The 26,354-nt window shown below is 63.5% G+C and carries 19 protein-coding genes and 2 pseudogenes; 6 read left to right on the forward strand and 15 right to left on the reverse strand.

Going from position 1 to position 26,354, the window contains the following annotated elements:
- Positions 1–274 precede the first annotated feature (274 nt).
- On the reverse strand, positions 275–1,054 hold the full coding sequence (locus tag O8I58_RS03150) for a hypothetical protein (protein ID WP_298320609.1): 780 nt from the start codon (positions 1,052–1,054) through the stop codon (positions 275–277).
- A gap of 117 nt (positions 1,055–1,171) precedes the next feature.
- On the opposite strand from O8I58_RS03150, the gene O8I58_RS03155 reads away from it, so the two are divergent.
- Together O8I58_RS03155 and O8I58_RS03160 are read left to right on the forward strand one after the other, a co-directional pair.
- A complete protein-coding gene (locus O8I58_RS03155; protein WP_298320610.1) occupies positions 1,172–1,411 on the forward strand; it encodes a type II toxin-antitoxin system RelB family anti-toxin in 240 nt (79 codons plus the stop codon).
- A 100-nt stretch (positions 1,412–1,511) separates the two neighbouring features.
- Positions 1,512–2,949, forward strand: a pseudogene (locus O8I58_RS03160) (IS1182 family transposase).
- A gap of 150 nt (positions 2,950–3,099) precedes the next feature.
- On the opposite strand, the pseudogene O8I58_RS03165 reads toward O8I58_RS03160, so the two are convergent.
- The 8 genes and pseudogenes from O8I58_RS03165 to O8I58_RS03200 form a co-directional block, all read right to left on the reverse strand.
- A pseudogene (locus O8I58_RS03165) lies at positions 3,100–4,756 on the reverse strand (electron transfer flavoprotein-ubiquinone oxidoreductase).
- A 70-nt stretch (positions 4,757–4,826) separates the two neighbouring features.
- The gene (locus O8I58_RS03170) at positions 4,827–5,735 is read right to left on the reverse strand and encodes a hydroxymethylglutaryl-CoA lyase (RefSeq protein ID WP_298322688.1); all 909 of its coding nucleotides are present in this window, start codon (positions 5,733–5,735) and stop codon (positions 4,827–4,829) included.
- Positions 5,736–5,740: 5 nt separating this feature from the next.
- Positions 5,741–7,711: an acetyl/propionyl/methylcrotonyl-CoA carboxylase subunit alpha gene (locus O8I58_RS03175; RefSeq protein WP_298320611.1), complete on the reverse strand. Its 1,971-nt coding sequence runs from the start codon at positions 7,709–7,711 to the stop codon at positions 5,741–5,743.
- A 1-nt stretch (position 7,712) separates the two neighbouring features.
- The gene (locus O8I58_RS03180) at positions 7,713–8,498 is read right to left on the reverse strand and encodes an enoyl-CoA hydratase/isomerase family protein (RefSeq protein WP_298320613.1); all 786 of its coding nucleotides are present in this window, start codon (positions 8,496–8,498) and stop codon (positions 7,713–7,715) included.
- A 7-nt stretch (positions 8,499–8,505) separates the two neighbouring features.
- A complete protein-coding gene (locus O8I58_RS03185) occupies positions 8,506–10,110 on the reverse strand; it encodes a carboxyl transferase domain-containing protein (RefSeq protein WP_298320614.1) in 1,605 nt (534 codons plus the stop codon).
- Positions 10,110–11,273: an isovaleryl-CoA dehydrogenase gene (locus O8I58_RS03190; RefSeq protein ID WP_298320615.1), complete on the reverse strand. Its 1,164-nt coding sequence runs from the start codon at positions 11,271–11,273 to the stop codon at positions 10,110–10,112. Before O8I58_RS03190 ends, O8I58_RS03185 begins: the two co-directional genes overlap by 1 nt.
- Before the next feature lie 76 nt (positions 11,274–11,349).
- A complete protein-coding gene (locus O8I58_RS03195; protein WP_298320617.1) occupies positions 11,350–12,171 on the reverse strand; it encodes an enoyl-CoA hydratase/isomerase family protein in 822 nt (273 codons plus the stop codon).
- 205 nt (positions 12,172–12,376) lie between these two features.
- Positions 12,377–13,216, reverse strand: coding sequence for a helix-turn-helix transcriptional regulator (locus O8I58_RS03200; RefSeq protein ID WP_298320619.1), 840 nt, complete (start codon positions 13,214–13,216; stop codon positions 12,377–12,379).
- A 323-nt stretch (positions 13,217–13,539) separates the two neighbouring features.
- Between O8I58_RS03200 and O8I58_RS03205 the strand changes: the two genes are divergently transcribed.
- A complete protein-coding gene (locus O8I58_RS03205) occupies positions 13,540–14,352 on the forward strand; it encodes a TetR/AcrR family transcriptional regulator (protein WP_298320621.1) in 813 nt (270 codons plus the stop codon).
- Here the strand turns inward: O8I58_RS03205 and O8I58_RS03210 are convergent, their stop codons facing one another.
- From O8I58_RS03210 to O8I58_RS03220, 3 genes are all read right to left on the reverse strand, one after another.
- On the reverse strand, positions 14,353–15,525 hold the full coding sequence (locus O8I58_RS03210) for an acyl-CoA dehydrogenase family protein (RefSeq protein WP_298320623.1): 1,173 nt from the start codon (positions 15,523–15,525) through the stop codon (positions 14,353–14,355).
- Positions 15,526–15,608: 83 nt separating this feature from the next.
- Entirely contained in the window at positions 15,609–17,639 is a 2,031-nt protein-coding gene (locus O8I58_RS03215) for an acetyl/propionyl/methylcrotonyl-CoA carboxylase subunit alpha (protein WP_298320624.1), read from the reverse strand.
- Positions 17,636–19,252, reverse strand: coding sequence for an acyl-CoA carboxylase subunit beta (locus tag O8I58_RS03220; RefSeq protein ID WP_298320625.1), 1,617 nt, complete (start codon positions 19,250–19,252; stop codon positions 17,636–17,638). Before O8I58_RS03220 ends, O8I58_RS03215 begins: the two co-directional genes overlap by 4 nt.
- A 270-nt stretch (positions 19,253–19,522) precedes the next feature.
- Between O8I58_RS03220 and O8I58_RS03225 the strand changes: the two genes are divergently transcribed.
- Complete coding sequence (locus tag O8I58_RS03225) at positions 19,523–20,506, forward strand: amidohydrolase family protein (RefSeq protein ID WP_298320627.1); 984 nt, start codon at positions 19,523–19,525, stop codon at positions 20,504–20,506.
- Between the two features lie 154 nt (positions 20,507–20,660).
- Here the strand turns inward: O8I58_RS03225 and O8I58_RS03230 are convergent, their stop codons facing one another.
- Genes O8I58_RS03230 through O8I58_RS03240 form a run of 3 tightly spaced genes read right to left on the reverse strand, consistent with a single transcriptional unit; the run spans position 20,661 to position 24,088 of the window.
- Positions 20,661–22,802, reverse strand: a complete 2,142-nt coding sequence (locus O8I58_RS03230) for a flavin-containing monooxygenase (protein WP_298320630.1) — start codon at positions 22,800–22,802, stop codon at positions 20,661–20,663.
- A complete protein-coding gene (locus tag O8I58_RS03235; RefSeq protein ID WP_298320631.1) occupies positions 22,697–23,188 on the reverse strand; it encodes a nuclear transport factor 2 family protein in 492 nt (163 codons plus the stop codon). The genes O8I58_RS03230 and O8I58_RS03235 overlap by 106 nt, the downstream gene beginning before the upstream one ends.
- Before the next feature lie 54 nt (positions 23,189–23,242).
- Entirely contained in the window at positions 23,243–24,088 is an 846-nt protein-coding gene (locus O8I58_RS03240) for an SDR family oxidoreductase (RefSeq protein ID WP_298320633.1), read from the reverse strand.
- A gap of 174 nt (positions 24,089–24,262) precedes the next feature.
- Here O8I58_RS03240 and O8I58_RS03245 point away from each other — a divergent pair, with 174 nt between their 5' ends.
- A complete protein-coding gene (locus O8I58_RS03245; protein WP_298320634.1) occupies positions 24,263–25,111 on the forward strand; it encodes an enoyl-CoA hydratase/isomerase family protein in 849 nt (282 codons plus the stop codon).
- Between the two features lie 53 nt (positions 25,112–25,164).
- Entirely contained in the window at positions 25,165–26,331 is a 1,167-nt protein-coding gene (locus O8I58_RS03250; RefSeq protein WP_298320636.1) for an acyl-CoA dehydrogenase family protein, read from the forward strand.
- Positions 26,332–26,354: the final 23 nt, after the last annotated feature.

The following is a 26,354-nucleotide window of genomic DNA, read 5'->3' on the forward strand; positions in this document are numbered from 1 at the left end:
GTCGTGCGTGGGGCTGGCTGCATGCGCGATGGCGGCGTCGGGCTTTCCCTGAGCGAAATGCGCAGCTGCGTGCATTCTGCATGTTGAGCCGTTAGAGGTGGCTGCAGTAAGACTGGGGCGCTGGAGCGAAGAACTTCGACGGTTGTTGTCCGAGACAACACGGCTCTCCTCTTAGCCATCCGTGGCGAAAAGGCACCTAAGCGCGACCGCTATCCCCCTGAGCCGCTTTTCGCGCCCGCGTTTGGTACAACGCCCAGTAGCGACGGGTGACGGACTAGCCATGCCTTGGTTTCGGCGGTGGGGGTTTGCTCCAGAAGAGTCTTCCCATTGGCATGACACGTTCCAAGAAAATCTCAAGCAGTAGCGGGTGTCGCCAGTTTGAATCTGGCACAAAGCAGTAGTCGTCTTCGGCAATCTCATTTGCAGCCTGCTTGGCGAAAAGCCACCTTCCACGACGCTGGATCTGCGTTTCTAGCATCGAGTAGGCTGCGGTAGCATCGAAGTTCTCCCGTAGGAGGCATGCGGCCGCGTGCCGCAGTCCCGCCCAGGCCAGGTAGCGGCGTCGGCCAAGCGAATAGGGCGCCCATTCGCGCCTTATTGAGGCGATCAATGGGTTCGGATCTAGATTCGCCATTTGGTGACGCTGTAATAGGTGGAGAAGATAGGCTTCACTATCGGCGTCGACCAAAAGACTCCATAGGGCTTCACTCGATGAACGGTCATCCTTGACGCGCAGCTGCAACGCTTGTTCTAGCGCTCGCTGCAATGCGCCGGCAGGCGTGCCATGGTCGCGATTGAGCCAACTTATTGGGTCGTACAATGCGCGTTGCGCATTGGGAGTATCGCTTGAACAGCGCGCCAGAATCCCAGCGTCTTCGAGCGTTTGGAGCAGATCTAGTGTCAGGGGCAGTCGCGCGGTGATTGGTCGCGGTTCGCGAGTTGCGAGCCCGATCGCGCACCACGCCGCCGTCCCAATCAATCCAATTCGCTCAGAGGCGCGCAGCAGTGCCGGGTGCGGCTTAAGAGAAGTCAATTGAGTGCGGACACGAGCCACGCGTACCTCACGGTGTCTTGGGACAAGCGTAGCAACTGGCTCGTATCAAAGCCACATGATTTTCATGTAACCGGTGGCTAGCTCATAGATTGCTTGTCGCGTTCAGCGACGACAGCAATGGCCACTAAGACGATCTATCAGGAGCACTATCGCGGTCTGGTGCTCAAGCTGCGGGAGATGAGGGAGCGGTCTGGCGCCTCTCAGGGCGAGATCGCCCGAAAGCTCGGCTGGCCTCAACAGCGGATTTCAGCTATCGAAGCTGGAGCGCGGCGCCTGGACGTATTGGAATTTATCCAGCTTACGCAGGCACTTGGGCTGTCCAATAGTGCGGCAAGCCGCCTTCTTTTCCCGAGCTGATTAGGCGCCGTTATCGGGGGTAGGGCCGCTTCCGACCGAGGCTGTGTGAAAACCCAGGCATCGCTGGCAAGATCAAGACACTCTTCGATTGGTGCTGATCATGAAGCGATTCGTCGATGGCGTGGATCGGACCCAGGCGCTTCTCCTGCCTGATCGGCTCGAGGATTACGTCCACCAGGACAATCCCGTTCGCCTCGTCGACGCCTTCGTGGATGCGCTGGATCTCGGGTCACTGGGCTTCGAGGCCGCCAGCCGCGCCGCTGGTGGCCGACCCGCTTATCACCCGGCCGCGCTGCTCAAGATCTACATCTATGGCTACCTCAACCGGGTGCAGTCCAGCCGCCGGCTGGAGCGCGAGGCGCAACGCAACCTGGAGGTGATCTGGCTGACCGGACGATTGGCACCGGACTTCAAGACCATCGCCGACTTCCGCAAGGACAACGGCGCCGCCATCGTGGCGGTGTGCAGCCGCTTCACCACGCTGTGTCGCAGGATGAAGGTCTTTTCGCATGCCGTGGTCGCGATCGATGGCAGCAAGTTCAAGGCGGTCAACAGCCGCGATCGTAACTTCACAGTCGGCAAGGTCAGGGCACGGCGCAGCCAGCTCGGCGAGAGCGTGGCCCGCTATCTCGCCGAATTGGATCGGGCGGACCGCGATCCGGCACTGCTGCCCGAGGCGCGCGTCCCGCAGCTCCGCGACAAGCTGGCCAAGGTGCGAGAGCAGATGGCGGCGCTGGATCGCATCGAACAGCAGTTGCAGGAAGCGCCCGATCGCCAGATCTCGCTGACCGATCCCGATGCTAGGTCGATGACCTCGACGGGGCGCGCCAACGGCACGGTGGGCTACAACCTGCAGGCCGCGGTCGATGCCGAGCATCACCTGATCGTGGCCCACGAGGTCACCAACATCGGACATGATCGGACGCAGCTTGCGCCCATGGCACTCCAGGCCAAAGCCGCGTTGGGCACCGGCCACCTGACCGCACTGGCCGATCGTGGTTACTACAACGCCCCACAGATCCTGGCCTGCGAGCAAAACGGCATCATCCCGCTCGTGCTCAAGCCGCTGACCTCGAACAGCAAAGCCGAAGGGCGCTTCGACAAGCGGGACTTCGTTTACGAGCCGGCGCTGGATGCCTATCGTTGCCCGGCCGGCGAGCAGGCCACGCATCGCTTCACCAGCGAAGAAAACGGCCTGACGCTGCGCAAGTATTGGTCATCCGCCTGTCCAGACTGCTCGATGCGCGACCAGTGCACCACAGCGCGCTACAGGCGAATCAGCCGCTGGGAGCACGAACACGTGCTTGAGGCGATGCAGATTGCGACTCGACGCCAGGCCGCAGGTCGCCGTTGCGCGACGGCAGACGGTCGAGCATGTCTTCGGCACCCTCAAGGCGTGGCTGGGCACCACGCCGCTACTAACCAAGACGTTGCCGAAGGTCGGAGCAGAGATCAGCCTGGCGGTGCTGGCCTACAACATGAAGCGGATGATCAAGATCATCGGCATGCCTGGCATGTTGAGAGCAATCGCGGCCTGAGAGTGGCGATGCCATCGTCCGCACGGACATGGCGTATGCATGGGCAACTCGGCCGCGCTGGGTGGTCAGGCGTTTTTACACAGCCTCGACCGCAAGCCGACATTCGGGCAGACGGATGGACAGTTCAGTTGAGGCAGGTCCCGGTCGAGATCACATGTTGGCGTAACTGGGGCCGCCGCCGCCTTCAGGGGCGATCCAGACGATGTTCTGGGCGGGATCCTTGATGTCGCAGGTTTTGCAATGCACGCAATTCTGCGCGTTGATCTGCAGGCGCGGTTGGCCTGCTGTCCTGGTCCACGATCTCGTACACGCCGGCGGGACAGTAACGCTGAGCTGGTTCGGCGTAGCGCGGCAGATTGTGCCGGACAGGCACGGTGGGATCTTTCAAGGTCAGGTGCGGAGGCTGATCTTCCTCATGACTGGTGCTGGACAGGAATACCGACGAAAGTCTGTCGAAGCTGAGCTTGCCGTCGGGCCTGGGGTAGACGGTAGGCTTGGTATTGCTCGCCAGCTTCAGGGTCTGATGATCGGGGACGGTATCGCGGATAGTCCATGGAAAGTTGCCGCCAAACCAGTTCTGCTCGATGTAATTCAGGCCACCCCCGAGGACTGGGCCGAACCTATGCAGGTGGCTACCAAAATTGCGGCTTGTGCGCAGCTCCTGGTGCAACCAGCTGGCCTTGAATTTTTCGCTGTATGCGGTGAGTTCGTCACCACCCTCGCTGCCGGAAAGCAGTGCATCGGCTGCGGTGTCTGCTGCCAGCATGCCCGACTTCATCGCGGTGTGGCTGCCCTTGATCTTGGAGAAGTTGAGCGTTCCTGCGTCATCGCCGATCAACAGGCCGCCTGGAAATGACATCTGTGGCAGCGAGTTCAAGCCACCCTTGACGATGGCGCGTGCGCCGTAGCTGGTCCGTGATCCGTTTTCCAGCGCCTGCTTGGCGATCGGATGGTGCTTGAATCGCTGGAATTCCTCGAAGGGAGACAGGTAGGGGTTGCGATAGCTGAGGTCAACGATCAGGCCGACGAAGACCTGATGATTCTCGGCGTGATACAGGAAGAAGCCGCCGGAGCTGTCGCTGTCGAGTGGCCAGCCGGTGCCGTGCACGACCAAGCCCGGGCGGTGGCGTTCCGGCTCGACGGTCCACACTTCCTTCAGTCCAATGGCGTAGTGCTGTGGATCGGCATCGGCCGCAAGGTTGAAATGCTCAATCAGCTGCTTGCCCAGATGTCCACGACAGCCTTCGGAAAAGAACGTGTATTTGGCGCGCAATTCCAGGCCGGGCGTGAACTCGGGCTTGGGCTTTCCGTCGCGGCCAACGCCCATGTCGCCGATGGTGACGCCGCGGACAATGCCGGCATCGATGATCGGAGTCTGAGCCGCGAAACCCGGGTAGATCTCCACGCCTTGCGCCTCGGCCTGGGTGGCCAGCCATCGGCACAACTGGCCCAGCGAGATGATGTAATTGCCGGTGTTGTGCATCGGCTTTGGTATCAGCCCACCCGGTATGCGGATGGCTTTTTCGGCGCTGGTGAAGAAATACACCTCGTCACGTGTCACAGCCGTTTGCACAGGGGCGTGGAGCTCTCGCCAGTTTGGGATGAGCTCGTCCAGTGCGCGCGTCTCGAAGACCGCGCCCGAGAGGATGTGTGCGCCCACCTCGCTGCCTTTTTCCACCACGCAGACGCTCAATTCGCTTCCCGCCTCGGCGGCGCGCTGTTTGAGGCGGATCGCGGCGGATAGGCCCGCGGGGCCGGCGCCGACGATCAGCACGTCATAGGTCATTACGTCGCGTTCGATTGACATCAGGAGCTACTCCGTTGGCTGCACGGCATGGCGTACAGGTGATCCCGGGACGGCAGACGCGCGCGCGCGATCAGGTCGCCGGCGTGCCGCCGCCTGCCAGGGCCTGGGCAACGCGCGAGCGGGTGGGGCTGCCGAGAAACTGGCAGATGAAGTCTCCGGCAGCGGCCAACCGCTCAAGATCGATACCCGTCTCGATCTCCAGGCCGTGGAGCAGGTACACCAAGTCCTCGGTCGCCACGTTGCCCGAGGCGCCGGTGGCGTAGGGGCAGCCGCCCAAGCCGCCGACGGAAGCGTCGAAGATCGACACCCCGGCCTGGAGCGAGGCCAGCACGTTGGTCAGTGCTTGGCCATAGGTGTCGTGGTAGTGCCCGGCCAGCTGGTTTAACGGGACACGTCGGGACACGGCATCCAGCATGCGCCGGGTCTTGCCGGCAGTGCCCACGCCGATGGTGTCGCCCAGGGAGATTTCGTAGCAGCCCATGTCGTAAAGCGCGGAAGCCACTTCGGCAACCGCGGAAGGCGCCACTTCGCCTTGATAGGGGCAGCCCAGCACGCAGGACACATAGCCGCGCACCGGAATCTGCTCCGCGCTGGCGCGGGTCATGACTGCTTCGAAACGCTGAAGGCTTTCGGCGATGGAACAGTTGATGTTTTTCTGCGAGAACGCTTCGGAGGCGGACCCGAACACCGCCACCTCCCGGGCGCCTGACGCGACCGCGGCTTCGAACCCCTGCAGGTTGGGCGTCAGGACTGGAAAGTGCACGCCTGCCCGTTGCGGCAGGCCCTGCATCACCGCCTGATGATCGGCCATCTGCGGGACCCAGCGCGGGGACACGAAGGCCGTGGCCTCGATATGGCGAACTCCCGCCATGACCAGACGCTCGATGAGGGCCAGCTTGATCTCGGTTGGCACGATCTGGCCTTCGTTCTGCAGGCCGTCGCGTGGACCGACCTCCACGATCTTCACCTTTGTTGGCAGTGCGCTCATGTGCTGACCTCGAAGTCCACCAGCGAGGCGCCTTCTACCACTTGTCCATCAACTGCGCAGCGATAGGCGAGCACCTGGCCGTCCGCGGGTGCCACGATACTCATCTCCATCTTCATCGCCTCCATCACCAACAGCGCCTGGCCTTTCTTGACCTTTGATCCTGCATCGACGAGCAGCGCGATGATCTTGCCGGGCATGGGCGCGGTCAGGCCGCCTTGCACATCCTCTTCGTCGCCAGCGTGGGTCAGGGGGTCGACATGGGTAAGCGTGTAATGAACTCCCCGCAGGAACACATGCACCTGCGGCTCGAGCCTGACCACCGTGGTTTCAGAGCTTCGATCGCCCACTGCCACACGTGAACGTGTGGATGAAAGGCGCTGCAGGGTGGCGTGCACGCCGTCGACTAGATAGTGCGGTCCCGCGTAACCAAGGCGCACCTGGACCGACTGGTCGCCTGCAGAGAATGCAAGCAGGCGATGGTGGGTGCCGTTGAGTCGCCATCCATCCGCGCTGTCCCAGGGCGAATGCGGTTCGCGCGCGTTTGCATCACGTTCATGCGCTGCGAGCGCGAGCGCAGCCACTTCGAACACCTCGACCGGCGGTTGCTGCGGCGTGGAAGTGAGGGCATTGCCGGCTCGCTCGATCAGGCTAGTGTCGACATGTCCCTGGCGGAACACCGGGTGATCGATGAGCCGGGACAGGAAGGCGATGTTGTGCCCAACCCCGACGATCTGGAGCTCGCCCAAAGCCTTGAGCATCCGCTCGATGGCAGCCTCGCGCGAGTGGTCCCACACGATCAGCTTGGCGATCATCGGGTCATAGTGGGGCGTGATCCGGTCGCCTTGCTCCACCCCGGTATCTAGGCGCACGTGAGGAGAAGCGAGTGGCGCGCGAAAATGCACGAGGCGCCCGATCGACGGCAGGAAACCTTTCTCAGGCTCCTCCGCATAGATCCGCGCTTCGATGGCATGCCCGTTCAACGGCACCTGCTGTTGGGTCAGCGGCAGGGCTTCGCCGGCGGCCACGCGTAGCTGCCACTCCACCAGGTCTTGTCCAGTGATCATTTCGGTGACCGGGTGTTCGACCTGCAGGCGGGTGTTCATTTCCATGAAGTAGAACGCACCGCCCGGTTCGACAATGAATTCCACGGTTCCGGCGCCGACATAACCCACCGCGCGCGCCGCATCGCAGGCCGCGCGCGACATGGCCGCACGTTGTTCGGCATCCAGGCCGGGCGCCGGAGCTTCTTCGACGACCTTCTGATGGCGACGCTGCGCTGAGCAGTCGCGCTCGTTCAAGCTGATGGTGTTGCCGTGTTGGTCGCAGAACACCTGGATTTCTACGTGCCTGGGCTGCTGCAGGTATTTCTCCAGCAGCACGCGGTCGTCGCCGAACGAGGTCCTGGCTTCGCGTTGGCAGGACTCAAGCGCGGCCAGGAAAGTTTCGCTGGACTGGACGACGCGCATGCCCTTGCCGCCACCGCCAGCCGAAGCCTTGATCAGCACTGGATAGCCCATGCCATCGGCCGCGGCTTGCAGCACGCCGGGAGCCTGGTCTTCTGCGTGATACCCCGGCACCAGGGGAACGCCAGCACCGGCCATGAGCGTCTTGGCTGCAGACTTGCTGCCCATGGCGCGAATGCTTTCAACGGGCGGGCCGATAAACACGATGCCGGCCTCGGCGCAGGCGTCGGCAAACGCATCGTTCTCCGACAGGAAACCGTAGCCTGGGTGCACCGCCTGCGCGCCGCTGTGGCGCGCGGCTTGGATGATGTGCTGCACCCGCAGATAGCTGTCGCGCGAGGCGGCAGGACCAACGCAAAACGACTCGTCGGCCAGCCTCACATGGCGCGCGCCAGCGTCGGCTTCGGAATAGATCGCAACGGTGGCGATCCCCATGCGGCGGCAGGTCTGGATGATGCGGCACGCAATCTCACCGCGGTTGGCGATGAGGATCTTGGTGAACATATCAGTTGCCCCACATTGGCTTGCGCTTTTCAAAAAATGCCGCGATGCCCTCGCGGGCCTCCGCGCTGGCACGTGCATCGGCGATGCGTCGTGACGTGTCGGCCATCAAGGCTTCATCCAGTGGATGGCCGGCGACGTCGGCGATCAGTCGCTTGCATCCGGACAACGCCTGCGGCGCCCCCAGGAGCAGGGCGTCAAGGAGCTGCCTGATCCTGGCATCGAGCACATCGGCGATGCAGACTTCATGCACCAGGCCGACGCGAAGTGCCTGCTCGGCGTCGAAGCGTTCGCCGCTTAGGAAGTAGCGGCGTGCGGCCCGCTCGCCCATGGCCCGGATGACGTACGGTGCGATCGTCGCAGGCAGCAGGCCGATGCGCACTTCGGTAGTCCCGAAACTGGCAGCCGGTGTCGCGACGGCGATGTCGCAGGCGCTTGCCAGGCCGGTTCCACCGGCCAGCGCAGCCCCATGGACCCGTGCGATGGTCGGCTTGCGCAGGCGGTAGAGGGCACCGAGCATGGCCGCCAGCCGACCGCTGTCCTGCAGATTTTCAGCCTGGCTGAAATCGGCCATGCGCCGCATCCAGTCCAGATCACCACCCGCGCAGAAGCTCTTTCCACGACCGCCCAGGACGACGGCGCGGACAGTGTCGTCGGTATCCAGCTGTACGAACGCCTGGTGTAGCTGCGCGATGAGGTGCTCGTCGAATGCGTTGTGCACCTGCGGGCGATTGAGCCAGACATGGGCCACGCCATCGGCACGTTCGATCTGCACAAGGTTGCCGCTCATATCGCGCTCACATGCGGAACACGCCGAAGCGTGTCGGTTGTATCGGCGCGTTCGCCGCGGCGGCCAGTCCCAGGCCCAGCATGCGCCGGGTCTGTGCCGGGTCCATGATCCCGTCGTCCCAGAGGCGGGCGGTCGCGTAATAAGGGCTGCCCTGGACATCGAACTGCTGTTGCGTCGGCGCCTTGAACGCGGACTCCTCCTCGGCGCTCCAGCTTTTGCCCTGGCGTTCGAGCGCATCACGACGAACTGTGGCCAGCACCCCAGCGGCCTGCTCACCGCCCATCACCGAGATCCTCGAGTTCGGCCACGTCCACAGGAACCTCGGTCCATACGCCCGACCGCACATGCCATAGTTCCCGGCCCCGTAGGAGCCACCGATGAGAACCGTGAATTTCGGGACCTGGGTCGTGGCGACCGCAGTGACCATCTTGGCGCCGTGGCGGGCGATGCCTTCGTTTTCGTACTTGCGCCCGACCATAAAGCCGGTGATGTTCTGAAGGAACACCAGCGGAATGCTTCGCTGCGTGCAAAGTTGGATGAAGTGCGCCGCCTTGATCGCAGATTCGGAGAACAGCACGCCATTGTTGGCGAGGATGCCTACCGGATAGCCATGGATGTGTGCAAAGCCGGTGACCAACGTCGTGCCGAACCGGGGTTTGAATTCATCCAGCCTCGAGCCGTCCACCACGCGTGCGATGACTTCGCGCACGTCGAAGGGCTTGCGCGTGTCGGCCGGGATGACGCCATACAGTTCGTCGGGATCGTAGCGCGGGTCTTCACTGGACTGCGGCGGCGCGCTGTCGGGTCGAGCGCCGAGATTGCCGACCAGGCTGCGCAGGATCGACAGCGCATGGCGGTCGTTTTCCGCCAGGTGGTCGGCAACACCGGAAATGCGGGTATGCACATCGGCGCCACCCAGGTCTTCGGCGCTCACGACTTCACCAGTGGCGGCCTTCACCAGTGGCGGGCCGCCCAGGAAGATGGTGCCCTGGTCGCGCACGATGATGGCCTCGTCGGACATCGCCGGTACGTAGGCGCCGCCGGCCGTGCAGGAACCCATCACGCAGGCCAGCTGCGGGATCCCCAACGCCGACAGGTTGGCCTGGTTATAGAAGATCCGTCCGAAATGCTCCTTGTCCGGGAACACCTCGTCCTGCATCGGCAGGAACGCGCCACCGGAGTCGACTAGGTAGACGCACGGCAGATGGTTCTCGAGCGCGATCTCCTGCGCCCGCAGATGCTTCTTGACGGTGATGGGGTAGTAGGTGCCGCCCTTGACGCTGGCATCGTTGCCGACGATCACGCACTGCCGGCCCTGGATGCGGCCGATGCCGGCCACCACGCCCGCCGAGGCGATCTCGTCGTCGTACATGCCATGCGCGGCCAGCGGTGCAAGTTCGAGGAACGGTGCACCTGGATCCAGCAGCAGGTCAATGCGATCACGGACCAGCAGCTTGCCGCGTGCGGTGTGCTTCTCGCGCGCCGCTTCCGGCCCACCCAGGCAGGTCTTGGACGTCTTGGCGCGCAGTTCCTCCACCAGGCGCAGGAGCGCGCTGCGATTGGTCCTGTATTCGTCGCTGTTGGTGTCCAGCCTGGAAGTCAGCGCCGTCATTACCGGGTCTCGCTGAAGAGCTCGCGACCGATCAGCATGCGACGGATCTCGGAAGTGCCCGCGCCGATCTCGTAGAGCTTGGCATCGCGCCACAATCGTCCAGCGGGGAACTCGTTGATGTAGCCGTTGCCGCCCAGGGCCTGGATCGCCTGGCCTGCCATCCAGGTGGCCTTCTCGGCGCTGTACAGGATCGCGCCGGCGGCATCCTTGCGCGTGGTCTCGCCACGGTCGCAAGCCTTGGCCACTGCATAAACGTAGGCACGGCAGGCGTTGAAACCGACGTACATATCGGCCAGCTTGGCCTGCATCAACTGGAATTCGCCAATGGATTGGCCGAACTGCCTGCGTTCGTGGACGTAGGGCAACACCAGGTCAAGACAGGCCGCCATGATGCCCAGCGGACCACCGGACAGGACGACGCGTTCGTAATCCAGGCCGGACATCAGGACCTTGACGCCGCTGCCGACGCTGCCCAGCACGTTTTCTGCGGGGACTTCGCAGTCCTGGAACACCAGCTCGCAGGTGTTCGAGCCGCGCATGCCCAGCTTGTCCAGCTTCTGTGCAGTGCTGAATCCGGGGAAGTCCTTTTCAATGATGAAAGCAGTGATGCCCTTGGATCCGGCCGAGACATCGGTTTTGGCGTAGACGATCAGCGTCTGCGCGTCCGGGCCGTTGGTGATCCACATCTTGTTGCCGTTGAGCAGGTAGTGATCGCCGCGCTTGTCGGCCCGCAGTTTCATGCTGACCACGTCCGATCCAGCGCCCGGTTCGCTCATCGCCAGGGCGCCGATGTGCTCGCCACTCACGAGCTTGGGCAGGTACCTGGCTTTCTGTTCGGGAGTGCCGTTCTTGCGCAACTGGTTGACGCACAGGTTCGAATGCGCACCGTAGGAAAGCCCGATCGAGGCCGAGGCGCGTGAGATTTCCTCCATGGCCACCGTATGCGCGAGGTAGCCCAGCGAAGTGCCGCCATATTCCTCCTCGACCGTGAGTCCAAGGACACCTAGCTCCCCTAGCCGGGGCCAGAGAGCGTTGGGAAATGCATTGTCGCGGTCGGTCTGCGCAGCGAGTTGGGCGATTTCGCGCAGGGAGAAGGCGTGGACGGCCTCGCGCAGGCTGTCGATGTCAGGACCCAGGTCGAAGTTGAGCGATTTCAAGGTCATGCGGGGGATCCTTTGTGGGAGATTCGGATCGAAAGTGACCCTGTGTTGGCACACGTCGGCGAGCGGATGCGTGCGCTCAATTCGCGCTTGTTGCGTCCCCGTCCGGGGGCGCACTGTCCGGCCACTGGAACTGGCCCGGCTCTCGGCGCATGAAGCGACCGATGGCTTCCTGGGCGTGGGCCGAGGTGAAGGCAATGCCTTGAGCGCTGGCTTCGGCGTGCAGCAGGGTGCCCAGATCCATTTCGTAACTGCGTGCCAGCAGCATCTTGGTTAGGGAAAACGCCACGGGTGATGTGCCGGCCATGGAACGGGCGTACTGCGTCGCTCTGGACATCAGGTCCTGCGCGCCGGTGACTTCGAGGACAAGTCCAAGATCGCGCGCCTGGGCAGCGTCCAGTTCCCTGGCCGAATAGATGAGCTCACGGGCGCGCGCCATGCCGATCAGCCTGGGCAGCGTGTACAAAATCCCGAGATCAGGCACCAGACCGACCTTGGCAAAGGACAGGCAGAACCGCGCGCGCGTAGATGCGATCACCAAGTCGGCCGCCATGGCCAGGCTGAATCCCGCACCGAAGGCGACACCGTCGACGGCGGCGATGACTGGGCGATCGAACTCCAGCAGTTTCCGGTAGGTGCGATGCTGGTCGAGCATCCGCGCCCTGAAACGTTCCGCATCGCTGTCGGCCATCGACGACATGGCAGAGATGTCGCCGCCGGAGCAGAAATCGGTGCCTGCCCCCACAAGCATCAAGGCGCGTACCTGCGGGTCCTGGCCCAGCCGATCAAGCGTCTGATCCAGTTCCATCCGCATGATCGGACTGAGGGCGTTCTTGCGGCCCGGGTTGGACAGACTGAGCGTGGCGATGCCGTCTTCTACGCTCGTCTCTACATGGGTCATCGTGCGCCTCTCCGAACGGTCTGGTCACTGGTTCGGATCATGGGGTTGCTCCAGGCGACTCACCGTCGCCCTCCTGGTCGATCGGCGGCGCTGCGCTCGCAGGGCTTGCCGTGACAACGAGGCTATCGGCTCGCTGCCAGGCTTTGCTTGTGTGCAGTAGCTGGATGCCCCAAATGAGAGGCAAGCCGGGTGTCACCCGGAGCCTCTAGACCGTGGCGGCGGCCCCATCCAGCAGGGTCAGCTTGCGGCTGCCCATGAAGATCGAGCGCGGTGACAGCCCGTAGTAACGACGCATCGAATGGCTGAAATGCGAGGAATCCGGATATCCGGCATCCAACGCGATATCGACCATGTTGGCCTGCTGGGTCACGCAACGCAGGATGCTGCGTGCGCGTTTCCAGGCGCGGTAGTGACGAAAGGAGATGCCGATCTCCGATTTGAACAGATGCAGGAACCGCGAGACCGACAAGTGAATGCGCGCGGCGCAGTCGGCCGCGGAAATCTGGCCTTCGGGACGATCCTGCACCGCCCTGAGAACGTGGTGGATACGTGGATCGACCTTGCGCTCGGCAAGGCATTGGCCGAAGAAGAAGTTGTCGAACTTCTGGGTGTCGCCAAAACCATAGCCTGGACTTTCGATGAAACAGTCAACCGAACGGCGCAGCGCGTCAGGAACATCCTCTGCCTGGTCGCACATCCGCATGAAGGCCAATGCGTGTCCCAGATCTACCGATTCCGGCTCGATCAGGAGCGCACAGATCGTGCCCCTGTCGGAGGACAGCTGGTGGCAGGCGTAAGGGGGCACCACCGATAGCCAGGCAGTGTGCTCGGTCCCGTCCATCAAGAGGCGATGCGGACGATCAAGAGACAGATAGAGCGTGTAGGACCCCAGCGTGCGGGGCGAGGGTTGCCCGACCAGCCCCACATAGACCAGTCGCTCGGGGTGAATCCACATGGCCTGTCGCCGGTGAAGCGGTGCCGGACCCTGGGCAAGATGCGCCGGTGAGAGCTGGGTCATGGCACCTGCAGCGGTGAAAGCATTCATCATTTCCTCCTGGTGACTCGCGGCGCGATCAACTCAGCCGAAATGTCCATGCGGTGGGGGCACATGGCGGCAACACGTCCCGACATTCCGTGGAGCGTGCTTCAGGTAAGATACTAGTTGATTGACCAGCAAGTTTGAACACAACTTTAGCTGGGTGGCGGTGCCGGATGCGTGGGGTGTTGGCGGCCACGCGTGAAACGGGCGTTTCGCAGGGGCTTTCAGCTTGTTGGCGTGTCAATCATGCTGGGCGCATGCCGGCACGGGAGTCGACTTCTTACCCATACGCCTGCGCATCCTGCAGGCTTGATCAACGATGGATGCCGATGAGTTACAAGAAACGTCCTCCTGCTGACGTCCGAACGCCCGTCAAACATGCCAGGATCCTGCGTCGGGCACAGGTCAAGGCTGAGGCAACGGCGCCGCTTTCGGCCGCGGCGCTGGCCGACAAGTCGCCGACCCGCCGGACCCAAGAACAACGCCGGTTGGAAGCCGAGGCACGCCTGCTGGACGCCGCGTTGTTACTGGTTGCGCGCAAGGGTTGGGCGGGGATGACACTGGCTGAAGTGGGAACGGCGGCGGGCTACAGTCGTAGCCTGGTCGCACACCATTTCGGCAGCAAGCCCAAGTTGCTGCAGGCGCTGGCCATGCATATCGGACGCAATTTCATCGCCTCGTTCGGCCAGCGGCTAGAGAGCAGCGAAGGGCTGCCTGCCATCGCGCAATTCATCGAGGCCTACCTGGGGCGGAGCCACGCCGAATGGACCAACACGCGTGCGCTGCTGATCCTGATGGCAGAGGGCACCACTGACGATTCCGAAGCTGGCGCCAACCTGGCCGCCTACAACGAGCGCTCGATCAAGTACTTGCGGCGGCTGTTTGACATCGGCATCCAGAACGGCGATGTGCGTGCCGACATCGATTCCAAGGCCGCCGCGACGTTGCTGCTTGGCTCGCTGCGCGGCGTCATGCTGCAGAGCTTCCAGCAGAAGACCATCGTGGACCTTCCACGTCTGCGCAATGAGGTGGTGACGATGTTCCTGCGCTATGCGGCGAGCCGCCCCGCGGAAGCGCTGGTGCAATACCAGTGTGGGTGGGGCGGGGCGGACACCCCGCCGGGCGCAGGGGCCGCGAAATGATCAGGGTCGCCCTGGACGCTTGGGCAGGATGCCCATCTTCTTGCAGATGATGTTGAGCAATACTTCGTCGGCGCCGCCGCCGATGGACACGAGTCGCAGGTCGCGCCATGCGCGCGACACCGGGTTGTCCCAGGTATATCCCATGCCACCCCAGTACTGCAGGCAGGAGTCGGTCACCTCGCGGCACAGGCGTCCGGCCTTGAGTTTGGCCATGGAGGCGAACTCGGTCATGTCCTGGCCTTCCATGTGCAGTTGGGCTGCCCGGTAGACCAGCGAGCGCAGCAGCTCCACCTCGGTCTTCAGTTCGGCCATGCGGAAGTGAACGACCTGATTGTCCAGCACCGATCCACCGAACACCTTGCGCTGACGGGTGTAGTCGATGGTCTGGTTGATGACGTTGGTCATCGCGGCCAGCCTGCGGGTGGCACCACTGAGCCGCTCTTCCTGAAACTGTTCCATCTGATAGGTGAAGCCCTTGCCCTCTTCGCCGATGAGATAGCGCTGTGGAACGCGCACATCATCGAAGAAGACCTGCGCCGTGTCGGAGAGCCACATGCCCACCTTGCGGATCTTCTGTGTGGTGATGCCAGGCCGCAGTTTTCCGTTCTCGCGCAGTGGGACGCAGATCAGCGACTTGTTGCGGTGGATGTCCTCGCCGCCGGTATTGGCCAGCAGGCACATCCAGTCGGCCTGCATGCCGTTGGTGATCCACATCTTGGAACCATTGATGACGTAATCGTCACCATCCTTCACCGCACGCGTCTTGATCGAGGCGACGTCCGACCCGGCCCCGGCTTCAGAAACCCCCAGGCAGACGACCGAATCCCCGGCAATCGTTGGTTTCAGGAACACCTCCTTCAATTCATCGCTGCCGTGCCGGGTCAGCGCCGGAGTGGCCATGTCGGTCTGGACCGAAATGGCCATGCCGATGCCGCTGGCGCTGACGTTGCCGATGGCTTCGCAGAAGGCGATCTCGTAGCTGTAGTCCAGGCCCATGCCGCCAAACTCGGTCGGCTTGTTGACGCCCAGAAACCCAGCGTCGCCGAGCTTCTTGAAGAGTTCATGCGCAGGGAAAATCTCAGCTTCCTCCCATGCGTCGATATTGGGCTCGATTTCGCGGGCGATGAACTGGCGAACGCTGTCCTGCAATGCGACGTGCTCGGAAGAAAACATGAAGACTCCTGACGGGTTGCTGATGGGTTTCAAGCCGCCCCGACAAGCAGGGCCGCCGTTGGACTTGTGCAACGGTGCGGCTGTCATCCGGGAGGCAGGCTTTCGATCTCCAGTTCGGCCAACAGGCTGCCCGAGGTGACCTGCTCGCCCACGCTAACGTGCACCGCGCTCAGCACCCCGGTTGCGGGGGCATGGTGGACGTACTCCATCTTCATCGCCTCGACAGTGAGCATGGGCTGCCCCTTGGTGACTGCGTCACCTGCCTTGATCAACACGTCGACTACCCGCCCGCTGATCGCGGCACGCAACTTGTCTCCGGCGGGCTTTTCGTCCTGCGAGCTGGTGGCCGCTCGGGTCCTGTCGATCAGCTGCACCACCCGTCCAAGCTGCTGCAACAACAGCACATCGCCATCGCGCCAGTAGCTGGCACTTTCGGCAAGACCATCGCAGCTGAAGCGCACGCGGTCCTGGGTCGTGGCGATGATGTTCACGCTGAAGGCCTGTTCCCCCATGTCCACACGCCAGGTCTTGCCATCGTCGGGATTGATGGAGGCGGTGCGCTGCAGGCCGGCATGCTCGAACGCGAGCACTGCAGCGCGCGGCGCCCATAAACTTGGCGACGTCGCTGGCGCAGACCCGGCTTCATCGCGGGCCAAGAGCAGGGCGCCCAGGGCGAGGCTGCGCTCGACGACCGCGGCATCGACTTCGAGCAGTTGGTCCAGGTGGTCGGCAATGAACGCGGTGGTGGCCCCCCCTGCGGCAAACACAGGGTGTTCCAGGCAGCGCAGGAGGAATGCCTGGTTGGTGGTGAGGCCCAATGCAACGGCTGCCTCCAGGCCAGTAACGAGTTTGCGACGGGCTTCTTCGCGGGTACGACCGTGGCTGACCAGCTTGGCCACCATTGAATCGTAGAACGGTGATACCACCGCCCCCGGGAACAACGAATCCTCCACGCGCAGGGTCGATGGCATCTGCCAGCGCAGCATGGTGCCGTTGCACGGCATGAAGCCGTTCTCCGGGTCCTCGGCGCAGAGCCGGACCTCGATGGAATGGCCATCGCTGACAACCTCTGACTGCGACAGCGGCAGGGGTTCGCCTGCAGCGACACGCAGCTGCAGCTCCACCAGATCCAGCTGGCTGACGAATTCGGTAACCGGATGTTCGACCTGCAACCGGGTATTCATTTCCATGAAATAGAAATCGCCGTCGCCATCCAGCAGGAATTCGAGCGTGCCGGCCCCTTCGTAGCCGATCGCCTTGACCGCGGTGACGGCTGTTGTCCCCATGGCCTGGCGGGTGGCTTCGTCGATCGCGGGCGAGGGCGCTTCTTCGATGACTTTCTGGTGCCTGCGTTGGACCGAGCAATCGCGCTCGCCGAGATGGATGGCGTTGCCATAGCGGTCGGCGAGGATTTGGATCTCGATGTGGCGCGGCTTGACCACGGCGCGTTCGAGAATCACGTGGCCATCGCCAAAAGCGTTCTGTGCTTCAGAACGCGCGCTGCGCAGCAGGTCGGCGAACTCGTCGACAGAGCCCACCAGGCGCATGCCGCGTCCGCCGCCGCCCGCGGTCGCTTTGATCATGACCGGAAAACCGATGCCCTTGGCCTCGGCCAGCATGCGTGCATCGGATTGGTCCGGGCCTTGGTAACCCGGGACGCACGGCACGCCCGCCGATCCCATGATGTCCTTGGCGCCGGCCTTGTCGCCCATGGAGGTAATCGCATCGGGCGAAGGCCCGATGAACACCAGTCCGGCGTCCCTGCAGGCCTGCGCGAATGCAGCGTTCTCGGCGAGGAATCCATAGCCGGGGTGCACTGCATCGGCGCCGCTGCGTTTGGCCGCGTCGATGATCGCAGCCACGTTGAGATAAGACGCTGCCGGCGCAGCCTCGCCGATGCACACCGCCTGGTCGGCTTCGCGCACATGTCGTTCGCCCGCATCCACGGTCGAATGCACCGCGACCGTGCGGTAACCCATGCGGCGCGCGGTCCGGATCACGCGTAGCGCGATCTCTCCGCGATTGGCGATCAGGATCTTGCTGAAAGGAGTCGACAGGAGGGCCGCGGGAATCACGGTCGTCGAATGGACAGGCGTCGAACGTGGCGTGTTCATGGGCGGCCAACACCGAACTGGATCGGGTGTGTCTGGCGGGACGAAGCCTCGCGACAGATGGCGAAGACCTCGCCAAGCAGGGCGCGGGTATCGCGCGGATCGATGACGCCGTCATCCAGCAGATGGGCGCTGGTCGTGAACACATCCAGCTGGGATGCATAGTGCTCGATGATGCGTCGCTCCATCGCATCGAGCTTGTCCCTGTCCACTTCGCCTTTCCGGCGCATTCCGGCCTCGGCGACGATGCTCATGGTCTTTGCGGCCTGCTCGCCGCCCATGACGGCGGTCTTGGCATTGGGCCAGGAAAAGCAGAACCGGGGATGCAGTCCCCGGCCGCACATGGCGTAATTGCCTGCGCCGAAGGACGCGCCACAGTAGAGCGTGACCTGGGGAACGCTGGCATTGGCGACGGCCTGCAGCATCTTCGCGCCGTGCTTGATGCTGCCGGCCTGCTCGTATTCGCGGCCGACCAGAAAGCCGGTGGTGTTGTGCATGTACAGCAATGGCGTACCGGACTGGCAGCACGCCTGGATGAAATGGGTGGCCTTGGCGGCGCCGTTGGGATCAAGCGGGCCATTGTTGGTGATCACGCCCACCGGATGGCCGTGCAGGGTGAAGTGCCCGGTGACGGTGGCCGGGCCGTAGTTCGCTCCGAATTCCAGGAAGCGCGAGCCATCGGCAAGCCGCGCGATGATTTCGCGCATGTCCACAGGGCGACGGTGGTCGGTGGGCATCAGCCCAAGGAATTCCTCGCCGTCATAACACGGAGGTTCGAACGTGCGTGGCTGCGGCACCTCGCCGCGATTCCAGTCCATGTTGGCCATCAGCTCGCGCACGATGCGGATGGCGTCGCGGTCGTCCTCGGCCAGATAATCGCCCAGGCCGGAGACACTGGTGTGCATGACGGCACCGCCGAGTTCTTCTTCGGTGGCGATTTCACCCGTGGCCGCCTTCAGCAGGGGTGGGCCGGCGAGGAACGCGCGCGTGCGGCCCCGCACCATCACCGTGTAGTCGGACAGGCCGGTGCGATAGGCGCCGCCGGCGGTGGATGATCCATGGGTCACCGTCACGATGGGAAGGCCGGCGGCCGAGAGCCGGGACATGTTGCGGAACTGATTGCCTCCGGCCACGAATTCCTCGACGCGATAGGCCATCAGGTTCGCGCCTGCGCTCTCCACCAGCTGCAGGTAGGGCAGTTTGTTTTCCAGCGCGATTTCCTGCATGCGCAGGACCTTGTTCAGGCCCATTGGTTGCAGGGCGCCGGCGCCGATGCCTGAATCGGTCACCATGATCATGCAGCGCACGCCGGACACGAAGCCGATGCCACCGATGATTCCGCCGCCTGGCACGCTGTCCGCCAGATCGGGTTTGTCCAGGCCTAGTCCGGCGAGTGCGCTGAGTTCGAGATACGGCGTGCCGCGATCAAGTAAGACGGCAAGCCGTTCGCGTGGTAACAGCTGACCACGTTCGTCAAACTTGGCTTTCGACTTGCCCGAGGTCGTCGAGCTCCTGTGCTCGTATTCGCGAACGCGGCCCAGCAGCCTCAGCATCTCGTCGCGATTGGCCTGGAAGGCCTGGCTGGACGGGGAGACGTTCGATTCAATGATGGCCATCTGATGTCCCAATACTTTTATCCAGCCTACGAAAGCAGCACCGGTCTGCGCTTGCGGAGACTGGCTGCGTTGGCTTCAAACAGGCCGATGGACGTTGGTTGGTGCGTCGAGGTAAGGCCGGCCGCGGGGCGAGCTAGCGCTTGGACGCAAGAATTCCCTGCATGGGCAGGCCCATAAGCTCAACCGATTCGCCGGCACGGTGTCCGCCGGCGGCCGCATCGCTCTGCAAGAGGAGTAAAGGCATTGGACAGAAAGCAATGGCGCGCTCAGGTGGTTGAAACCGCCCTGGAGCCAGATCTTCCCATCATCGACGCCCACCACCACGTCTGGGTCGGAGAGCCCTTCGGGCATTTCGAACTCTACGACCCGGAGTGGCTGTATGCGGACCTGCAGACGTCCGGCCACAACGTGGTCAAGACGCTCTATGTCGATTCCCATTCGGGCTACCGCGAGGACGGGCCCGAAGCACTGCGGGTCGTGGGTGAAACCGAGTTCGCCGACGACATCGCCAACGAGGCCGTGCGCCGCGGTGGCAAGTCCGCCGGAGCATGCGCCACGATCGTGGCCAGTGCCGACCTGATGTTGGGCACGGCGGTCGGCGAGGTGCTCGATGCGCATCTGGCCACCTCGCCCAGGTTCCGCGGGATCCGCCACATGACAGCCTACGTCGACGAAATGCCGCCGCTATTTCCCGGTGCGGTGGGTGGCATGATGCTGTCTTCCGAGTTCCGCAAGGGTTTCACCGAGCTCGCCGCGCGCGATCTGGTGTTCGATTCGTTCCTGCTTGCGCCGCAGCTTCCCGAGCTCACCGATCTGGCCAGGCAATTCCCCGACACGCGCATCGTGCTCGACCATGTCGGCGGACCGATGGTGATCGGACGGTACGACGGGCGCCTCGACGAAGCCTTCGCCGACTGGAAACGCGACATGGCCGAACTGGCCAAGGCGCCCAACGTCAGCGTCAAGTTGGGTGGGCTCAACATGGGGATCGCCGGCGTTGACGCCTTGGCGCGCGAACAGCCCTTCAGCTCGGAGGAAATGGTGCAGGCGCAGCGCGACTATCTGCTCACCACCATCGATCTGTTCGGCCCTGCGCGATGCATGTTCGAAAGCAATTTTCCCGTTGACATGTACGGCATCTCCTACACCGTGGTGTGGAATGGCTTCAAGCGGCTCACCGCTGGCTTCTCGCCGGAAGAACGGACGCAGCTGTTTTCAGGCACTGCGGCACGGGTGTACCGCGTCGACGCGTAGTCGCTCTCCGGCGCGGACCCGACGTGCTCGGCAGGGCGTTGCCGGGCGCTCCTTGCGCTGTCGATGTAACGGAATGACAGCAGCAGCGACGCCCGGAATCGTCCGGGTCGTGGCTGCTGGCATGGCCTGAAATCCTTTGGTCGCCGCGCTTGGCCTAGCGAACGGTGTAGGCGTCGAAATCCGGATCGCGCAACATCGCGAAGTAGGTGGACCCACGCCAGGGCGCATTGGTCACCGAGCGGCCCTGCTCGGTAAGGTAGTAGAAGCCCTTGCCGAATGCCTCCCAGATCACCTGCTTGTTCGCTTCGGCAAGCCGGTCGTTGTAGTCGGCGAAAGCTTGCGGGCGGCATTCGACGCTGGATCCGCCACTTTCGATGGTATGCACCATCAACTTGAGCGCGTAGCGCGACCAGCACTCGGAAGCGGAATAGAACGAGCCTGCACGGGCCTGGGCGTTGGGTCCGTAGAACATGAAGAAGTTGGGAAACCCCGGTGCCGTCATGCCCATGTAGGCGCGTGGACCGTCCGGCCTCCACAACGCGGCGAAGGTGGCGCCGTCGCGGCCGACGTATTCGACCGGCCACATGTAGCTCATCGTCGAAAAGCCCACGGCGCAAACGATCAGATCGCAAGGATAGGTCGTGCCGTCCTTGGCGACGATCGCATCGCGGGTGATATGGTCGATGGGGTCGGTCACCAGCTCGACATTGTCGCGCAGCAGCGCGTCGTACCAGCCATTGTCCACAGTTGGCCGCCTTGCCAGCGGGGGATAGCGCGGCATCACTTTTTTGACTAGGTCGGGCCGGTCGGCCAGGCGTTGCTCGATGAACGCAGCCACGTTCTTGTGCAGTTCGTCGTTGCGCTGGTTGATCACGCCGCCTTTTTCAAGCCATTCCGGATCGAACTCCTGCAGGCCTTCCAGCTGTGCGTTCAGGTAATGCATCGCATAGCTGTGCCAATACCAGAACAGCGGATAGTGGTCGAAGAGCCACTGCATCTGTGCAGGGATCTTGTCGCGGTATCCCTCCATCGGCAGCACCCAGTTCGCCGTGCGCTGGAAGACATCCAGGTGCTCGGCATGGCGTGCCAGGTAGGGCATCAGCTGAGCGCCACTGGCGCCGGTGCCGATCAGCGCCGCGCGGCGTCCGCCGAGTTGATAGTCCGGGTCCCAGTTCGTGGTATGGCGGATGGTTCCTTCAAAGCTGCCGATGCCCGGGATGTCGGGAAGCTTCGGGGTCGAGAACAATCCGCTAGCGGCGATGACGAAGTTCGCACGCAGCTGCTGCTCGCGTCCGTCGTCTCCGATCAAGGTCAGGTCCCACTGCGAGACCGCTTCGTTCCAGATGGCCGAGCGCAGCTCGGTGTTGAAGCGGACCTTGCCGGCGATATTGAACTTCTCGGCGCAGTGCTTGAGATACGCCTTGGTTTCCGCCGCCGCGGCGAAGAACTCCGTCCAGGGGTAACGCTTCTCGAACTTGTACTGATAGATCAGGCTGCTGGAGTCGACCCGTGCTTCCGGATAATTGTTGAGGTTCCAAGTACCGCCAATGTCTCCCTGGCGTTCGATGACGGTATAGGGAAGCCCGAGTTGTTCCAGATGCACCGCTGCCGAGATCCCGCTGATGCCGGCGCCGATGACCGCGACATGGAGCTGATCGACCTGCGACTGCGGGGGCTGTTTGTTCCAGCGCACCTCGCGGGGAAACGGTTCGAAACCTGCTTCCTCATAGCCGAGCAGGAACTCGTCTTCAGTCAGCGGACCATGGCCGAAAAGCTCCATCGTCCGGCGGATGCGGGCGCTGTCCATGAGCGCGGCTTCATCAAAGTTGTCAGGGTCGTGCGCAAGGAAATACTCCAAGGCGCGTTGGCGCATGGCCTCATGGTGCTCGGTAGCCAGCGAATACGTCGAAAGCGCACCCGCCCATACCGGAGTTACTTCGACCGGCAGGCTAGCCAAGTCAGGATCCCCGGTGAGGTGATACAGCACCAGCCTCAGGACGTTGGGGTCTGCCACCGCCAGCGCGGACTTGATCGCGTCGACATCCGCATCCGGACGTGGGGATACGTCGTCGATCTTGGTCGGGCGTGTGTTCATGCGTACTTCTCCTCCAGCCACCGGGCGAAGCTGCGATGTCGATGACCGTGTTCTTGGGTGATGCGGGGGATTTTGTGTGGGTCTTTCGGGCCGGGTCAGCGGACGGCCGACCGCCGCTGAGCGACGATCTCCCTGGCGCGCTCGACCAGCTGTTCTCCGCTCTGGTGGATCATCTCGGCCCGCAGGACGCTGATCTTCCATCCATCCTGCGTGCGGACCAGGGCGTGGTAATAGGTCGCTCGCGCCTCCCACACCTCGTTGCCAAGCACGTGGATGGCGTGGCACTGCGAGCGTGCGAGGGCCGAGTCGCCGGTGACCGTAATCTGGAAGTTGGTGATGCAGTGCTGGCGCCGCTCAAAGCCAGGCAGGAACGCGGAAAGGTTCCTGGCATGTTCGTGGATCGGGATGCCCGCACTGCCAGGGCCTGACAGCGAGCTGTAGTCGATGACCGCGTCCCGGGTGAACTGGGCCAGGGAGCGGGCACCTTCATTGAGGTCCGAGTGCAGGGTCGACGCACTGACCACATCCTGGATAGCGATGCGGTCCTCCACGGCCTGCAGGCGCGCGGCAAGCGCCTCTGCGTTCATCGCGTGACCGCCCGCTGCATGGAGCCGGTACCACGGTGCTTGACAGGACAGGTATCAGCCATGTGCGTCCATCTTCCAGCCTTCGACGAAGTAGTCGATGTCCGGGTCCTGCCCGGGCGTGGCCAGGTACGGGGCGAAGTCTTCGGTGCCGGCCTCGCCCAGCACCTGCTCGTCCAGCACGAAGCGGCCAGTCATCGTTTTCGCGTCCGAGCTCAGGATGTGGTGCGCAGCATCAGCCATGATCTCCGGCAGGCGACCGCGGATGCCCAGGCTGGGATCAAGCCGTTTCAATGCTGCGGTCGCGATCACCGTGCGTGGCCAAAGCGCATTGACTGCGATCCCGGCGCCGGCAAGCTCGTTGGCCATCCCGAGCGCCAGCAGGCTGACGCTGTATTTGGACATGGTGTAGGCCACATGCTGGCCAAACCATTCCGGCCGCAGTTCCAGCGGCGGGGAAATCATCAGGATGTGGGGATTGGCGGCCTGCTTCAGGTGCGGGATGCACAGCTGGCTGCAGAGGTAAGCGCCGCGCACGGTGATGTCCATCATCAGGTCGTAGCGCTTCATAGGCGTCTCGACAGTCCGCGTATGCGCGATCGCCGCGGCATTGTTCACCAGGATGTCGATGCCACCGAAAGCCTGCACGGCCTGCTGGACCGCCGCGGCCACCTGCTCGTCGTTGCGAACATCCATCACGACCGCCAGCGCCTTGCCGCCGGCCTGTTCGATCTCGCGCGCAGCGTCGTGGATCGTCCCGGGCAGCCGCGGGTCGGGTTCGGCGGTTTTGGCAGCGACGATGACGTTGGCGCCATCGCGCGCAGCGCGCAGCGCAATGGCTTTGCCGACGCCGCGGCTGGCGCCGGTGATGAAAAGGGTTTTCCCGCGGAGACTATGTGCCATGTCCGATCGTCAAGGCCTGGAGAAAGGGAAAGCGAACCGGACGATAGGGCGCGCCGAGCGCGCCATCTTGCGTCAATGCGCTGCCAGGGTGGCCATTCCCCGCCGCTCCCGGCGCAGCGCTTGGACGCAAGACCACGCCCGGACCGGAATCTACCTTGCCGCGAATCCCCCGGATTGCACGCACGTGTCGATTCCGATGCCCGGTTCCGGCCAAACATGAGGAACACCGCCTCGATGGCAGCCCATCACCACCTGCAGGTCGAGCTTGTGGACCATGTCGCCACGCTGACTTTCCAATGCCCGCCCCAGAATTATGTGAGCCCGGCATTGGTCGGCGACCTGGCCGATGCGTTGACCTCATTGGACAACGACGACGCATGTCGTGTGGTGGTGCTTGCCTCGCGCGGCAAGAATTTCTGTGCCGGTGCGGATTTCAGCACGGGCGTAGCCGACGCTCGGGTCACCCAGGCCGGTTCGGGAAGCATCAATCCCATCGCGCTCTATCGCCAGGCCATGCGTCTATTCGACACGCGGAAGCCGCTGGTCGTCGCGCTGCAGGGCGCCGCCATCGGCGCGGGCGCCGGACTCGCGCTGGTCGCTGATTTCCGCATTGCGGCCGACGACGCCCGCATCAGCTTCAATTTCAACCGGATTGGCATCCATCCTGGCTTCGGCCTGAGCTTCACGCTGCCGCGGGTGGTCGGGCAGCAAAAGGCGGCGCTGCTGTTCTATACGGGGCGTCGGATCGTGGCACAGGAAGCGCACCAGATGGGTCTGGTCGATGACGTAGTGGCTGCGGCCGATCTACTGCAAGCGGCACAGAGGCTGGCTGCGGACATCGCGGTTTCCTCTCCTGTGGCGGTGCAGAGCACACGTGCCACGCTGCGTGCGGGCCTGGCCGACCAGGTGCGCCAGGCCAATGCGCGCGAACTCTCCGAGCAGCAGCTGCACTTTCGATCGTCCGACTTTGAGGAGGGCGTGCGCGCCATGTCCGAACGCCGTCCGCCGGTCTTTGGCGGTTAGAGCGTGTGCCGAGCGGTCTTGGTCTTGTTCTACTTGAATCCCAGGAGTGAATCGTGAATTTTCAGCTCGACCCAGACCACGAGGCGCTCAAGGATCTCGTCGCCCGCTTCGTCCGTGACGAACTGCTGCCACTGGAGCCGGCGGTGCTGGCCCGCGAAGCCGAGACCGGGCGCCTGGCGCTGACGCCCGAAGAGCACGCACGCCTGGATGCCAATTCCAAGGAGCGGGGGTTGTGGGGCCTGGATGCCCCGGCGGAGATGGACGGCATCGACCTGCCTGTCGTGGCAATGGTGGCGGTCAACGAGGAAATGGGGAAATCGATCACCCCTTATGAACTTCCGCCCGATTCGCCCAACCTGCGCATGCTGCTCAAATCCGCCAGCGATGCCCAGCGCGCCGCGTACCTGGAACCTTATGCGCGAGGCGAGACCGTATCGTCGATGGCCATCTCCGAGCCAGGCGCGGGCGCCGATCCTTCGGCCATGACCACCCGCGCCGAGCGTGATGGCGAGGACTGGGTCATCAACGGCCGCAAGATCTGGATTACCAGGGCCGAGCAGGCTGACTGGAGCATCGTCATGGCGGTGACCGACAAGAGCAAGGGCACCCGTGGCGGCATATCAGCGTTCATCGTCGACAAAGGAACGGCTGGCCTGATCATCGAGCGTCGAATCCCCATGCTCGGCGGCCACAGCACCTATGAAGTGGTTTTCGACAACTGCCGCGTGCCGGCCAGCCAGATGCTCGGCCCGGAGGGCCAGGGCTTTGCGCCGATGCAGGCGCGGCTGTCCAGCCGGCGCCTGCAGATGGCCGCCTGGTGCACGGGCATCGCCCAGCGGGCGCTTGATCTGATGTGCGAATACGCCGCCCAGCGCAAGACCTTCGGCGCGCTGCTCGCCGACCGTCAGACCGTGCAATGGTGGGTTGCCGATGCAGCCACCCGCATCCATGCCTGTCGGTTAATGACCTACGAAGCCGCTGCCAGAGTGGACGCTGGCGATGAGGCGCGGGTACAGCTTTCGATGATCAAGGTCTTCGCCACGGAGATGGCCTGGGAGGTGGTGGACCGTGCGATGCAGGTGTACGGTGCCATGGGCATGACCAAGGAAATGCCTCTCCAGCAGATGGCCAACAATGTCCGGCTCATGCGGATCTACGAAGGTCCGAGCGAAGTGCACCGCTGGGTCGTCGCGCGCGACCTGCTTGGGGGCCGTCGCTGATGCTGATGCACACGCTTCATCCC

The organism is Pseudoxanthomonas sp. (assembly GCF_027498035.1).
Classification (GTDB): Bacteria; Pseudomonadota; Gammaproteobacteria; order Xanthomonadales; family Xanthomonadaceae; genus Pseudoxanthomonas_A.

What these genes read in the sequence shown, in the direction of transcription:
- O8I58_RS03155 (WP_298320610.1), top strand. Translation starts at nt 1,172, where the DNA reads ATGGCCACTAAGACGATCTATCAGGAGCACTATCGCGGTCTGGTGCTC.
- O8I58_RS03175 (WP_298320611.1), bottom strand. Translation starts at nt 7,711, where the DNA reads ATGTTCACCAAGATCCTCATCGCCAACCGCGGTGAGATTGCGTGCCGC.
- O8I58_RS03180 (WP_298320613.1), bottom strand. Translation starts at nt 8,498, where the DNA reads ATGAGCGGCAACCTTGTGCAGATCGAACGTGCCGATGGCGTGGCCCAT.
- O8I58_RS03185 (WP_298320614.1), bottom strand. Translation starts at nt 10,110, where the DNA reads ATGACGGCGCTGACTTCCAGGCTGGACACCAACAGCGACGAATACAGG.
- O8I58_RS03190 (WP_298320615.1), bottom strand. Translation starts at nt 11,273, where the DNA reads ATGACCTTGAAATCGCTCAACTTCGACCTGGGTCCTGACATCGACAGC.
- O8I58_RS03195 (WP_298320617.1), bottom strand. Translation starts at nt 12,171, where the DNA reads ATGACCCATGTAGAGACGAGCGTAGAAGACGGCATCGCCACGCTCAGT.
- O8I58_RS03200 (WP_298320619.1), bottom strand. Translation starts at nt 13,216, where the DNA reads ATGAATGCTTTCACCGCTGCAGGTGCCATGACCCAGCTCTCACCGGCG.
- O8I58_RS03205 (WP_298320621.1), top strand. Translation starts at nt 13,540, where the DNA reads ATGAGTTACAAGAAACGTCCTCCTGCTGACGTCCGAACGCCCGTCAAA.
- O8I58_RS03210 (WP_298320623.1), bottom strand. Translation starts at nt 15,525, where the DNA reads ATGTTTTCTTCCGAGCACGTCGCATTGCAGGACAGCGTTCGCCAGTTC.
- O8I58_RS03215 (WP_298320624.1), bottom strand. Translation starts at nt 17,639, where the DNA reads ATGAACACGCCACGTTCGACGCCTGTCCATTCGACGACCGTGATTCCC.
- O8I58_RS03220 (WP_298320625.1), bottom strand. Translation starts at nt 19,252, where the DNA reads ATGGCCATCATTGAATCGAACGTCTCCCCGTCCAGCCAGGCCTTCCAG.
- O8I58_RS03230 (WP_298320630.1), bottom strand. Translation starts at nt 22,802, where the DNA reads ATGGAAGATCAGCGTCCTGCGGGCCGAGATGATCCACCAGAGCGGAGA.
- O8I58_RS03235 (WP_298320631.1), bottom strand. Translation starts at nt 23,188, where the DNA reads ATGAACGCAGAGGCGCTTGCCGCGCGCCTGCAGGCCGTGGAGGACCGC.
- O8I58_RS03240 (WP_298320633.1), bottom strand. Translation starts at nt 24,088, where the DNA reads ATGGCACATAGTCTCCGCGGGAAAACCCTTTTCATCACCGGCGCCAGC.